Raw genomic sequence first — 13,337 nt, forward strand, 5'->3', positions numbered from 1 at the left:
ATCTGGTACCCATGACCCTGCCGCTGACCGACTTCATCGACCGCGCCCAGCGCCTGTTCGTGCTGACCGGTGCCGGTTGCAGCACCGCCTCGGGCATTCCCGATTACCGCGATACCGACGGCCAGTGGAAACGTACGCCACCGGTGACCTACCAGGCGTTCATGGGCGAAGCGGCCACCCGCCAGCGCTACTGGGCGCGCAGCCTGCTGGGCTGGCCGCGGTTCGGCCTGGCACGGCCCAATGGTACCCACCAGGCCCTGGCCGCACTGGAAAACAGCGGCAAGCTGCAGGTACTGCTGACCCAGAACGTGGACGGCCTGCACCAGCGCGCCGGCAGCCGCAACGTGATCGACCTGCATGGCCGCCTGGACCTGGTGCGCTGCATGGGCTGCGAGCGCCGTAGCGGCCGCGAGGACTTCCAGCAGCGCCTGCTGGACGCCAATCCCGGCTGGGATGCCCTGGAGGCTGGCATCGCCCCCGACGGCGATGCCGATCTGGAGACCGATTTCTCCAGCTTCGTGGTGCCCGGTTGCCCGTACTGTGGCGGCCTGCTGAAGCCGGACGTGGTGTTCTTCGGTGAAAACGTGCCGCGGGAGCGCGTGGAGGCGGTGCATGGGCACCTGCAGCAGGCAGACGCCGTGCTGGTGGTGGGCTCGTCGCTGATGGTCTATTCCGGCTTCCGCTTCGTGCAGGCAGCGGCCAGGGCAGGACTGCCGGTGGCGGCGCTGAACCGTGGCCGCACCCGCGCCGACGACCTGCTGCAGTTCAAGGATGAGCGGGACTGCGCCGAGGCGTTGGCGGGTTTTGCGACCCGGTAGCGCCGGGCCATGCCCGGCGCTACCGGTGACCCGCCCCCGCGAAACAGCGATCCATCCAGACGGTTGATTCGCAGGCCGTGCGGCGGTGCAATACGCACCCCCTTCGTCGTTCATCACCGTCTTGAGCCAGCTGTTTTCGCCGATCTCGTTCGGCCCCCTGACCCTGTCCAACCGCATCGTCATCGCGCCGATGTGCCAGTACTCCGCCGAAGACGGCCGCGCCAGCGACTGGCATGCCATGCACCTGGGCAACCTGGCGCAGTCCGGCGCCGGCCTGCTGATCCTGGAAGCCACCGCGGTCGAGCCGCGTGGCCGCATCAGCTGGGCCGACCTGGGCCTGTGGGATGACGGCACCGAAGCGGCACTGGCACAGGTACTGGCCACCGTCCGCCGCTGGTCGCCGATGCCGCTGGGTATCCAGCTCGGCCACGCCGGTCGCAAGGCGTCGGTGAAGCGCCCGTGGGATGGCGGCGGCCAGCTGCCGGCCGATGATGCGCGTGGCTGGGCCACCGTGGCGCCGTCGCCGCTGCCGTTCCACGCAGCCGATCCGGCGCCGCAGGAACTGGATGAGGCCGGCATTGCCGAAGTCGTCGCTGCCTTCGCCGCCAGCGCCGTGCGCGCCGAGCGCCTGGGCTTCGAGCTGATCGAGCTGCATGCGGCCCACGGTTACCTGCTGCACCAGTTCCTGTCGCCGCTGAGCAACCGCCGCACCGACGGCTACGGTGGCTCGTTGCCGAACCGCCTGCGTCTGCTGGTGGAAGTGTTCGATGCCGTGCGTGCGGCAGTGTCCGACAAGGTCGCTGTGGGCGTGCGCATTTCCGCCAGCGACTGGGTCGACGGTGGTTGGGATCTGGTGCAGAGCGAAGCGCTGGCGCAGGTGATGGATGCGCGCGGCTGCAACTTCCTGCACGTTTCCAGCGGTGGCCTGGACGAGCGCCAGAAGATCACCGTCGGTCCGGGTTACCAGGTGCCGTTCGCGGCGGCGATCAAGGCCAAGGTGCGCATGCCGGTCATCGCCGTGGGCATGATCACCGAACCGGAGCAGGCCGAATCGATCCTGCGCCATCGCCACGCCGATGCGGTCGCGCTGGCACGCGGCATCCTCTACGACCCGCGCTGGCCGTGGCACGCTGCTGCTGCATTGCGCGACAGCGTGGAACCGGCGCCGCAGTACCTGCGCTGCGAGCCGCGCGACGCGCGTGGCGTGTTCAAGGCACGCTGATTCAAGGCACGCTGAGGCTTACACCCGCCAGGCCGGCGTGATGCCGGCCTGCAGGTGCTCGAACAGCGCGCGGATCTTGGCGGTGAAGTCGCGGCGGTCGCTGACGCAGAAGTAGACCTCCATCGGTTCCGGGCGCCACGCGGTGTTGGCACCGAACACCGCCTGCAGGCGGCCATCGCGCAGGTACGGCTCGGCCACGAATGCGGCCAGCCGGGTAATGCCGGCACCGGCCGCCGCCAGCGTCGCCAGCGCATCGATGTCATCACAGACCATGCTCGGTGGCAGCGCGGCGTCCACGCGCTGGCCGTCCTTCAGCAGGCCCCAGCGCAATGGTCGGCCATCGGTGGGGAAGCGGTGCAGCAGACCACGATGGCTGCCCAGGTCGGAGGGTTGCTGCGGGGTACCGTGTGCCGTCAGGTAGGCCGGTGAGGCACAGAACACGAAGGGCACGCGCGCCAGCTGCCGTGCGACTACGCCGTCCTCCAGCTGCGCACCGATGCGGATGCTGGCATCCACCGCTTCCGGCCCGTGCTGCACGGCGCGGTCGGTCAGGCGAAGCTCCAGCTGCAGTTGTGGATAGCGCTGCTGCAGCGACGGCAGCAACGGTGCAAGCACGTGGCGACCGAACGCGCTGCTGCTGGCGATGCGCAGTGGCCCGGCCGGTTCGATGTCGCCGGCGGTGACCATGGCCTGCGCGCGTGCCAGGTCGGCTTCGATGTGGCGCACCTGGGCCAGGTACAGCGCACCGGCCTCGCTGAGGGCCAGCTGGCGCGTGCTTCGGTTCAGCAACCGTACGCCCAGATGGGCCTCCAGACGGTTGATGTTCTGGCCGACTGCGGTGGCGCTGATGCCAAGGATGCGGGCCGCGGCGGCAATGCTGCCGGTCTCTGCGGTGCGGGTGAAGCTGCGGATCAGTTGCAACAGGTTCATGACCGACCAGCTTGCCATGGGGACGCCCAAGTATCGCTTGGGACTGAACCAAGCAGTTCGGTTGCATCGGAGACCATCGATCCGGCAGGCAGGTTGCTGCCCTACACTCGGAAGATGCGCCCCGATTCCATTCTTACCCTGTCCTGCCCCGACCGCACCGGCATCGTCTACCGCGTGTCCGGCCTGCTGTTCGACCACGGCTGCAACATCCTCGACGCGCAGCAGTTCGGCGATGAGGAAAGCGGCCGCTTCTTCCTGCGCGTGCACTTCGACCGCGACGCCAGCCTGCCGCTGGAGACCGTGCACACGGCCATGGCCACGCTCGCCGAAGGCTTCGGCATGGACTGGCAGCTGCACGATGGCCGACGCCGCGCGCGGCTGCTGGTGCTGGTCAGCAAGCAGGGGCACTGCCTCAACGATCTGCTGTTCCGTGCCCACAGCGGCCAGCTGAAGGTGGACATCGCCGCAGTGGCGTCCAACCATGCCGACTTCGCGCCGCTGGCCGCGTCCTACCAGGTGCCGTTCCATCATCTGCCGGTGAACGCGGAAACGCGCGCGGTGCAGGAGCAGCAGATCATCGACCTGGTCGAGCGCGAGCGCATCGACCTGGTGGTGCTGGCGCGCTACATGCAGATCCTGTCGCCCACGCTGTGCCGCGCGCTGGCGGGCCGTGCGATCAACATCCACCACAGCTTCCTGCCCAGCTTCAAGGGCGCGCAGCCTTATCACCAGGCGCACGCGCGCGGGGTCAAGATCATCGGCGCCACCGCGCACTACGTCACCGAGGATCTGGACGAAGGTCCGATCATCGAACAGGACGTCGCGCGTGTGGACCACGCCATGGCACCGCGTGAGCTGGTGCGGCTGGGCAGTGACACCGAATCGCTGGTGCTGGCGCGTGCCGTGCGCAGGCATGTCGAGCACCGCATCCTGCTCAACGGGCACCGCACGGTGGTGTTCCGGTAGTGCCGGCCGCGGGTCGGCAACAGCAGGGATCCCGGGGTTGCCGGCCAGCGGCCGGCACTACCGATGTCGGTCAGGCGATCGCGATTCCCGCCTTCCCCAGCGCCTCGCGCACCATTGCGTCGTTGGCCTCGGTCACCGGTTTGGTCAGCTCCCACAGGAACTTCACCCGGAAGCCGGACTTCACCGCGTCCTGCGCGCTCCACAGCACGCAGTAGTCGCGGGCCAGGCCGCACACGTGCACTTCGCGGATGCGGCGCTCGTGCAGCCAGCCGGCCAGGCCGGTGGCCGGGCGCTCGCCATCGGGGCCGTGGTTCTCGCGGAAGGCGCTGTACGAATCCACCTGTTGGCGCGTGCCCTTGCGCAGGATCAGGTCGGCCACGGTCCAGTCCACGCCCGGGTGCAGCGCGGCGCCATCGCTGCCCTGCACGCAATGGTCGGGCCACAGCGTCTGCGGCTGCGCGTGCAGGAGGATGGTCTCGAACGGACGCTTGCCGGGGTGCTGGCTGGCGAAGGAGGCGTGGCCGGCCGGGTGCCAGTCCTGGGTGGCCACCACCGTGCGGTAGCGGCGCTGTGCCAGCAGTCCGGCAATCGGTGCCACCAGCGCATCGCCCTGGTCGCAGGCCAGCGCGCCACCGGGCATGAAGTCCGGCTGCAGGTCGATCACCAGCAGGGCGACATCGGCGGGCAGGGCGGTCATGGCAGATCCACTACATCACAAGGGGGCGACCAGCGTGGCCGCCCCGGCGGCGCAGGTCAATCGCCCTGCGGCGTCTCAGCGTCCTGCCCGTAGTACAGCAGGCCGATCCTGATCCGCTCCCGGCCGTTCTCGCGGCGATGGCGGTTGGCATCGCGCAGCGAGTACACGCAGCCGCAGTATTCCTGCTGGTAGAACTGCTCGCGCTTGCTGATCTCGATCATGCGGCTGGCACCGCCACCCTTGCGCCAGTTGTAGTCCCAGTACTGCAGGCCTTCATAGCGCGATGCGGCGCGGATGCCGCAGTCGTTGATCTGCGTCATGTTCTTCCAGCGCGAGATGCCCAGCGACGAGCTGATGGTGTCGTAGCCGTGTTCATGCGCGTACAGCGCGGTGCGCTCGAAACGCATGTCGAAGCACATCGTGCAGCGGATACCGCGCTCGGGCTCGTTCTCCATGCCACGCGCACGGCTGAACCAGTTGTCGGTGTCGTAGTCGCAATCGATGAAGGGAATGCCGTGCTGCTCGGCGAAGCGGATGTTCTCCTGCTTGCGCAGCTCGTACTCCTTCACCGGGTGGATGTTGGGGTTGTAGAAGAAGATCGCGTAGTCGATCCCGGAGGCGGTGATCGCCTCCATCACTTCGCCCGAACAGGGCGCGCAGCACGAATGCAGCAGCAGGCGCTTGCCGTCGGCGGGCAGGGTCAGGGTGGGGCGTTGGAGATCGGTCATCGTCAGGTACCGCATGGACCGCCGGCAGCGACGGTGGCCCATGCATCAGCGCGTGGGTGGAACAGGGCGGGCCGGATACCGTGAAAAGGACGCGCGCGGCCGCGCTGCCTGCACGCGCAGGACAACGGCGGCCCCGGCACCCTCCCCGCGGAGAGTCCAGGTCGAATCAGGGGACGGTCGTGTCCCCCGGCCGTGGCCGGTATTCGGGCTGATGGACACGGGCCGCAGCCCACCTACTACCTGCCGCTTCCCAGGCATGTGCCCAGTGCTGTTGGCAGGATTCGTTTCCATTCACCGCTGCGGGGCAGCTCCGGAATGGGCGCGCGAGGCGCCTTCACCGGATTCCCGTTTAAATCCATCCCGTTATCGAAACGTCGGGAAGGATACCTTCGGCGTGTGCACGGTGGACCCGTTGGCGGCGATGGTCAAGGTCCGCAGGGTGCAACCGTGCGGGCCCGTGGCGCATCCATGCTGCAGGACCGCTTGGAACCCTGCCCATGGACAGTCTTGCCGCAACGCCCCCACACGCCCGCACCGGGCATCCAACTGCCCCGACCCGTGCCAGGCGGCGCTGCCTGCCCGTATGGGCGATGGGGCTGCTCTGCCTTTCCGGATGGGCCCATGCACTGCCTTCACCTGGCCCGGCATGTGCATTGGCCACTGCGCCCGGTGAAACCGTCATCGATGTTCCGTTCGAGGTTGTCGATGGGCGCATCTACCTGCAGGTGCAGGTCAATGACGCAGGTACGTTCCGCTTCGCCGTCGATACCGGTGCGAGTGGTGTGGCACGTGCCGATACCCGCCTGGTGCGCGCGCTGAATCTGCCAATGGGGGGCACCGCCTCTCATTCCGATGGCGTGCGCACCGCCGATGCCGCTACGGTCCGCTTCGATGCGCTCGCCCTTGGTGGCGTGCGCCGCCAGGACGTGGTGGCGATCACCCGCGACTACAACGCCCGACAGTCCGAGGCCGCCGCCTTCGATGGGATCCTGGCGCGCGATTTCTTCGACGATGGCCTGCTGGTGCTCGACTTCCCACGCAAGCGGCTGCGCTTTCGCCGCGACCATCGATTGCTGCCGGGGCAGCCGGGTACGCTGGCCTACACGCGGGCCTTCCGCATTCCGGTGCAGATCGGCACGGTTACGACCGAAGCACAGTTGGATACCGGCGCAAACGTGGCGCTGGTGCTGCCTGCTGCACTCCATGAGCGTGCAGCCAGCGGCACGGTTGTCGCGGGCGATCCACTGGCCCTCAGCCACGGCCGGATCCAGAGCGGCCGGGCACGGCTGGACGTGCCGCTGGTGGTCGGTGGCCTGACGCTTCGCAATCTCGACGTGCGCGTCTCTGATCACTACCCGGAGGCGGTGATCGGCGCGCACGCACTGCAGGACGCGGCGGTGCTGATCGATGCGGGCAGCAAGCGCGTGGCGCTCTGTCCGCAGCAGCGTTGATTGCCGGCCGGGCCTGAGCGGTGGATCCACGCCGTGCGTGGATGCCTCGGTTTCATGCTGCCGCCATGTACCGCTGGAGGCGGCCAGTGGCGCTTCCGTGGGCGGGTTCTCAGGCGGTGAGAAGGCTTCGCGTCATACTGCATCCGTAGCGTCGGATGGCATCACGGGCACAGTCAGCGAGGGCAGGGTAGTGGCGGACAAGTACTGCGATCTGGTCATGAAAGGCGGCATCACCAGCGGCATCGTGTACCCCAATGCGGTACTGGCGCTGGCCCGCGAGTATCGCTTCAAGAGCATCGGCGGCACCTCGGCCGGCGCCATCGCCGCAGCGGTGGCGGCTGCGGCGGCCTGCGGTGATCGCCGCCAGCAGGCCGGTGAGCGCCTGCCCGGCGACGCGGGCTATGGCGGCTTGTCGGCGGTGTCGGCGCAGCTGTCGCGGCGCGGTTTCATCTACAGCCTGTTCCAGCCGGCGCGCGGTGCGCGTGCGGCGTATCGGCTGCTGGTGGTGCTGACCGGCAATGCCAGCCTGCCGCACAAGCTGCTGTGCCTGGCCATCGCGGTGTTCGAGATCGCGCCGCTTGAGGTGCTGGTGTCGCTGGCGTTGCTGCTGGGCCTGGGCTGGTGGGGCGGCGGCTGGAGCGGCGTGGCCGCCACGTTGCTGCCGTCGCTGCTGTGCGCCTACGGTGCGGGCGTTGCCGGTGCCGCGCTGCGGGTCGCGCGGGTGGCACGGCGCAACCTGCTGGGCCTGTGCAGCGGTCTCGGCCGCGATGCGCGCAAGCCGGCATTGACCGAGTGGTTGCACACGTGCCTGCAGCAATTGTCCGGCAAGCCGCTGGATGCCCCGCTGACCTTCGCGGACCTGCACGACGCACCGCGCTATGCCGGCGAACCGGACAGCCCGCATGCGATCAGCCTGCAGATGATCACCACCTGCGTGTCGCACAACGAGCCGCGCACGCTGCCGCTGGGTGGCGCGCAGTTCTGGTTCCTGCGCGAGGAGTTCGAGCAGCTGTTCCCGGCCAGCGTGGTGCAGTGGCTGGTGACGCAGGCCGGACCGCCGCTGGACGTGGAGGGACGACAGTACTACCACCTGCCGCCGGGCCCGCAGCTGCCGGTGCTGGTGGCCACGCGCATGAGCCTGAGCTTCCCGCTGCTGATCAGCGCCGTGCCGCTGCACGAACCTTCGCGCCGCGAGCGTCGCTGCGAGCCGACTGCACCGGCGGCCGACCCCGAGCACAACGTGGCCGACAGCATGGAAGGGCTGACCAGCGCCGGGCAGGCCTGCGGCCCGGTGATCACCGCCTTCCGCATCTGCTGGTTCTCCGATGGCGGCATCAGCAGCAACTTCCCGATCCACCTCTTCGACGCGGCCCTGCCGCGTTGGCCGACCTTTGCCATCAACCTGGTCTACCCGCAGCACGCCGAAGACGTGAGTCATGGCAGCAGCGGCCGCCAGGCGCTGGAACATGCGGTGTTCCTGCCGACCGAGAACCGGCATGGCTGGCAGCGCACCTACCAGTCGATCGCCACGCCGCTGGCCGCTGCCGAACTGGGTCGTTTCCTGTTCGCGGTGGTGGCGACCATGCAGAACTGGCGCGACCTGCTGCAGGCGCGCGCGCCGGGCTACCGCGACCGCATCGTGCATGTCAGCCTGCAGGGCGACGAGGGTGGCATGAACCTGGACATGCCACAGGAGGTGCTCTCCCGCATCGCCGACAAGGGCAGCCTGGCCGGTGCGCGCTTCTGTTCGTTCTCGTTCGAGAACCATTACTGGATCCGCTGGCGCAACCTGGCCTCGGCCTACCAGCGCTACACGCTGGAGGTAGCGCGCACCGATGACCCGGCGCAGCAGGTGCTGGCCTACCGTGCGGCCTATTCGATGGTCGCCCGTGGTGAACCGGCACCGCCCTCGTACAAGCTGGGATCGGAGGACAAGCGGCTGGCCTCGCAGCAGCTGTGGGGGTTGATGGTCGAGCAGGGTCGCACCTGGGAGGACCTGGGCCCGGACCTCACTGACGGCGCACCGCGTCCGCTGCCGCAGATGAAGGTGACGCCGATCTACTGAGCCGGTCCTCGGTAGATCCACGCCATGCGTGGATGCATCCCGAATCGGGGTCAGATCCGTTCTCCTACGGAAAACGGATCTGACCCCTGCGTTGCCTCATCGCCACGGCTCCACCACCGCATCGCCCTGCAACGGCGCATACAACGGCAACGCCAGCTCCTGCTTCACCCAGCCCGGATTGAGCGCGCGCAGGCCGGCGAGGTATTCCCGGGCCAGCGCGGTATCACCCTGCCGCATGGCCAGGCGCGCAGCACGCGCCCAGGTGCGGTCCCAGCCGTGGGCCAGTGACAACGACGTTGCCAGCGCCGCGCGCGCACCCGCCACATCACCTGTCTGCCAACGTTCCTCCGCGCGGATGATCGCCTCGTTGGACAGACGCATGTCGTACAGCTCGCGCAGCCTCGCCACCGCATGTGGGTCGGCGTCCACGCGCAGGTCGGTGTCCTGCCAGTCGCCCCCGGGCGTACGCACCAGCAGCGCCGCCGACCACTGTCCGCTGCGTTGACCACCCGCTGCCTGACCCGCTTCCAGCGCCGCCAACAAGCGCGCGGCCAGCGGCCCACGTGAGGTGGCGAAGACGCGTTGCATCGTGGCCAGCACCTCCGGCCCGGCCAGCCCATTGCCCTGCACGCTCAGCATCCCCTCACCCTGCGCACCTGCCCAATCCGCTTGTTGCGCGGTAGCGCCGGTGTACTGCGCATTGCCGCCGCGTGCGCTGACCAGTCCGACCTGTCGTTCGGCAAGCGTGGTGCCATCGAAGTTGCCGTCTTCATCCAGCAGCTGCTTCAGCACCTGCGCAGGCGTGCGTCCTTTGGCCAGCAGCTCAAGGCCTTTGGAGCCATAGGTCGGGTTGGTCTCGAACTGGCTGGCGACCGCGCCCACCTTCGCCTGTGCCCACGGCACCCCCACGCCCCCGACTGCCAGATTGTGCGTAGCCACCGCCACCCCGCAGTCGCCGGCCTCATTGCAGGCCGCAATCGAAAAGGTCGCCCACGCCGGCGCGGCGGTGGCAGCAAGCAGCAGGGCCAGGCAAGAGCGCAGCAAGGACATGGGGTGTCTCCAGGGCGGGCATTGCAATGGGATGCAGCCTACGCACGAAAGGTTTAGTAGATCCACGCCATGCGTGGATGGAACCCCATCGGAATCGAATATTTCGAACATTCATCGAAGAGCATCCACGCATGGCGTGGATCTACCGTGTCGACCAAGGTCGACACCCACCAAGAGCAGCGTGCCGACCAACGGTCAGCACCCACCAACAGCAGCGGGAAACTGTCGAAGGCGGGGTGGGTCCGGTTGCGGGGGTGTCCGCGGCATGGATGCCGCGGCCAAGCCCCCAAGGACGGGTTTACGGCGTCCCCCGCAACCGGATCCACCCCGCCATCCCACGGAAAGCCCGCTGTTGCTTTTGCTGTTGCCTTGGATTGAAGCAGGTGCAGGGCGCAGCCCTGCCGAACCAACCCTATCGCCCCGGCAACTGCGCGAACGCGCGCTGCATGCAGTCCTCGCGCGGGCACACCCGGCAACCTGGCCCGATCGACACCGAATTGCCCGGGCTCTGCACGTCCAACCCCAGTGAATACACCAGCCGTTCGGCATGCTGCAGATCGCAGCCCAGCGCCACGGCGAAGGTCTTGCGCGGCTGCCCATGCCCGACCGGCCCGCTGCTGACCTGCCGCGCGAGCCAGAAATGGCGTCGCCCGTCGGGCATGCGCGCGGTCTGGGTCAGGATGCGGCCGGGCTGGTTGAACGCCTCGTAGACGATCCACAGCGGGCACGAACCACCCACCTGCGAGAAATGGAAATCGGTGGCCGAATGACGCTTTGACACATTGCCGGCGCGGTCCACGCGGATGAAGAAGAACGGCAGCCCGGGCGCGCTGCGCCGTGCCAGCGTGCTCAGCCGATGGCAGACCGCTTCGAAGCCCACACCGAACTGATGCGCCAGCAGTTCGATGTCGTAGCTGCTGGCTTCGGCCGCCCGCAGGAAGCGCATGTACGGCATCACCAACGCACCGGCGAAGTAATTCGACAAGCCAATCCGCGCCTGCGCGATGCGTGCCTCATCGGTGAAGCCGGCGCGTGCCACCACCGCATCGATCTGCGGCAGGTAGCCGTGCAGGGCCAGCTCGGCCGCCATCTGGAACGCCTGCTGGCCCGGCTCCAGGTAGTCCGGCAGCCACAACCGGCGCGTGCCGGCGTCGTACTGGCGCTTTTCGCGCCCGGCCTGCAGCGCGGCCACTTCCACCAGCACGCCATGGCGGTCGGCCAGCAGCTGGCGCAACCGGGGTGCCACATGCCCGGGCGACAACCCCCACTCGGCGAACAGGCGCTCGGCCAGTTCGTCCAGCTCGGGGATGTGGTTGTGCATGCGGTTGAAGAACTCGCGCACCTGGTCACCGGCAGGCAGAGTGCTGCCGGCACCCGGCTCGCCCAGCTGGAATTCCAGGGCGGCGGCATGTTCGCGCAGGGCCAGGTGGCGGCGGTGCAGGTCCAGCAGGGCGCGGCTGACCTGCGGCAGGTTGCCGGCCAGGGCGCGCAGCTCGATGGCGCTCACCTCGGCCAGGCCCAGGTCGCGGAGGGTCTCGCCCAGTGCCTCCTGCAGCGCGGCGGGCTCATCTTCGTCGAACAGTGAGGAAACATCGCCCAATACCTCACCCAGCTTTTTCTGCACCGCCGGCGTCAGTGGGCGCTTGTTGCGCTCGATCTGGTTCAGGTAGCTGGCCGACAGCCCCAGCGCCCGTGCCAGGTCGGCCTGGCTGTAGCCGCGCTGCTCGCGCAGGCGCAGCAGGCGGAGGCCAAGTTGCCGCTGGGTGGCTGAATAATTCACAGAATTAACATGAATCGTCTGGCGTGTTGGCCAGATTAAGCGGATTCAGCCCGGAAATCGAGGTGGGTGCTGTGAATAATGCCAAGCATCTTTCGAGCCCGTGGGATTGTCGTCATGACTGTTGCAGCGCCCCGTATCCGCATGCTGATCGATGGCCAGTTCATCGAATCGGCCACCTCCCACTGGCAGGACGTGATCAATCCGGCCACCCAGGACGTGCTGGCCAAGGTGCCGTTCGCCACCACCGGCGAAGTGGACGCCGCCGTCGCCGCCGCCAAGGAAGCTTTCAAGACCTGGCGCAAGACCCCGATCGGCACCCGCGCGCGCATCTTCCTGAAGTACCAGCAGCTGATCCGCGAGAACATGAGCGAGCTGGCCCATATCCTTACCGCCGAACAGGGCAAGACCCTGCCGGATGCCGAAGGCGATGTGTTCCGCGGCCTGGAAGTGGTCGAGCACGCTGCCGCCATCGGCAACCTGCAGCTGGGCGAGCTGGCCAACAACGTGGCCAATGGCGTGGATACCTACACGATCATGCAGCCGCTGGGCGTGTGCGCCGGCATCACCCCGTTCAACTTCCCGGCGATGATCCCGCTGTGGATGTTCCCGATGGCCATTGCCACCGGCAACACCTTCATCCTCAAGCCGTCCGAGCAGGACCCGATGGTGACCATGCGCCTGGTCGAACTGGCGCTGGAAGCCGGCATTCCGAAGGGCGTGCTGAACGTCGTCCATGGTGGCGAGGAAGTGGTCAACGCGATCTGCGACCACCCGGACATCAAGGCTGTGTCGTTCGTCGGTTCCACCCGCGTCGGCACCCACGTCTACAACCGTGCCTCGCTGGCCGGCAAGCGCGTGCAGTGCATGATGGGCGCCAAGAACCACGCCGTGGTGCTGCCGGACGCCAACAAGGAACAGACCCTCAACGCGATGGTCGGCGCCGCCTTCGGTGCGGCGGGCCAGCGCTGCATGGCCGCCTCCACGCTGGTGCTGGTCGGTGAAGCACGCAACTGGGTGCAGGACCTGGTGGCCAAGGCCAAGACCCTCAAGGTCAGCGGCGGTACCGTGTCCGGCACCGACGTCGGTCCGGTCATTTCCTGCAGCGCCCGCGAGCGCGTGGAAGGCCTGATCGCCTCGGGCGTGGAGCAGGGCGCCAAGCTGGTGCTGGATGGCCGCAAGCCGCAGGTGGATGGTTTCGAGAAGGGCAACTTCGTCGGCCCGACCATCTTTGCGGGTGTCACCACCGACATGCGCATCTACCAGGAAGAAATCTTCGGACCGGTGCTGGTCATCCTCGAAGCGGAAACGCTGGAAGAGGCCATTGCGATGGTCAACAGCAACCCGAACGGCAACGGCACCGCACTGTTCACCCAGTCCGGCGCGGCTGCGCGCAGGTTCCAGGAAGACATCGACGTCGGCCAGGTCGGCATCAACGTGCCGATCCCGGTGCCGGTGCCGCTGTTCTCGTTCACCGGCTCGCGCGCGTCCAAGCTGGGCGACCTGGGCCCGTACGGCAAGCAGGTGGTGCTGTTCTACACCCAGACCAAGACGGTCACCGCACGCTGGTTCGATGACGAGACGCTGAGCCACGGCGTCAACACCACGATCAGCCTGAAGTAACGGCAGGAGC

Annotated in this window: 11 protein-coding genes and 1 riboswitch; of the genes, 6 read left to right on the top strand and 5 right to left on the bottom strand. The window is 67.9% G+C overall.

The annotated features are described in order from the left end of the window. Positions 1-11: 11 nt before the first annotated feature. Both ACZK4H_RS01030 and ACZK4H_RS01035 read left to right on the top strand, forming a co-directional pair. Positions 12-818, top strand: coding sequence for an NAD-dependent protein deacetylase (locus ACZK4H_RS01030; protein WP_099603873.1), 807 nt, complete (start codon positions 12-14; stop codon positions 816-818). Between the two features lie 121 nt (positions 819-939). Continuing rightward, the gene (locus ACZK4H_RS01035; protein ID WP_099551539.1) at positions 940-2,040 is read left to right on the top strand and encodes an NADH:flavin oxidoreductase/NADH oxidase; all 1,101 of its coding nucleotides are present in this window, start codon (positions 940-942) and stop codon (positions 2,038-2,040) included. An 18-nt stretch (positions 2,041-2,058) separates the two neighbouring features. Here ACZK4H_RS01035 and ACZK4H_RS01040 read toward each other — a convergent pair whose 3' ends face one another. Then, the gene (locus ACZK4H_RS01040) at positions 2,059-2,970 is read right to left on the bottom strand and encodes a LysR family transcriptional regulator (protein WP_099551538.1); all 912 of its coding nucleotides are present in this window, start codon (positions 2,968-2,970) and stop codon (positions 2,059-2,061) included. 114 nt (positions 2,971-3,084) lie between these two features. Between ACZK4H_RS01040 and purU the strand changes: the two genes are divergently transcribed. Then, complete coding sequence (gene purU / locus ACZK4H_RS01045; protein WP_099551537.1) at positions 3,085-3,936, top strand: formyltetrahydrofolate deformylase; 852 nt, start codon at positions 3,085-3,087, stop codon at positions 3,934-3,936. Positions 3,937-4,006: 70 nt separating this feature from the next. On the opposite strand, the gene pncA is transcribed toward purU, so the two are convergent. Further along, entirely contained in the window at positions 4,007-4,633 is a 627-nt protein-coding gene (gene pncA / locus ACZK4H_RS01050) for a bifunctional nicotinamidase/pyrazinamidase (RefSeq protein WP_099551536.1), read from the bottom strand. Between the two features lie 56 nt (positions 4,634-4,689). Beyond that, entirely contained in the window at positions 4,690-5,376 is a 687-nt protein-coding gene (locus tag ACZK4H_RS01055) for an epoxyqueuosine reductase QueH (RefSeq protein ID WP_428843486.1), read from the bottom strand. Between the two features lie 162 nt (positions 5,377-5,538). Further along, a riboswitch (cobalamin riboswitch) is annotated at positions 5,539-5,753 on the bottom strand. Positions 5,754-6,014: 261 nt separating this feature from the next. Here ACZK4H_RS01055 and ACZK4H_RS01060 point away from each other — a divergent pair. Next, complete coding sequence (locus tag ACZK4H_RS01060) at positions 6,015-6,812, top strand: aspartyl protease family protein (RefSeq protein ID WP_158230200.1); 798 nt, start codon at positions 6,015-6,017, stop codon at positions 6,810-6,812. 217 nt (positions 6,813-7,029) lie between these two features. Further along, positions 7,030-8,877 carry a patatin-like phospholipase family protein gene (locus ACZK4H_RS01065; protein ID WP_197577890.1) on the top strand — a complete coding sequence of 616 codons (1,848 nt, stop codon included), beginning with the start codon at positions 7,030-7,032 and terminating at the stop codon, positions 8,875-8,877. A gap of 96 nt (positions 8,878-8,973) precedes the next feature. Here the strand turns inward: ACZK4H_RS01065 and ACZK4H_RS01070 are convergent, their stop codons facing one another. After that, on the bottom strand, positions 8,974-9,927 hold the full coding sequence (locus ACZK4H_RS01070) for a DUF1028 domain-containing protein (protein WP_099551533.1): 954 nt from the start codon (positions 9,925-9,927) through the stop codon (positions 8,974-8,976). Positions 9,928-10,339: 412 nt separating this feature from the next. Further along, on the bottom strand, positions 10,340-11,707 hold the full coding sequence (locus ACZK4H_RS01075; protein WP_099551532.1) for a helix-turn-helix domain-containing protein: 1,368 nt from the start codon (positions 11,705-11,707) through the stop codon (positions 10,340-10,342). A 114-nt stretch (positions 11,708-11,821) separates the two neighbouring features. On the opposite strand from ACZK4H_RS01075, the gene ACZK4H_RS01080 reads away from it, so the two are divergent. Then, positions 11,822-13,327 carry a CoA-acylating methylmalonate-semialdehyde dehydrogenase gene (locus ACZK4H_RS01080; protein WP_099551531.1) on the top strand — a complete coding sequence of 502 codons (1,506 nt, stop codon included), beginning with the start codon at positions 11,822-11,824 and terminating at the stop codon, positions 13,325-13,327. The last annotated feature ends 10 nt before the right edge of the window (positions 13,328-13,337 follow it).

The sequence above is a fragment of the Stenotrophomonas sp. 78350_Sma genome, from assembly GCF_056482105.1.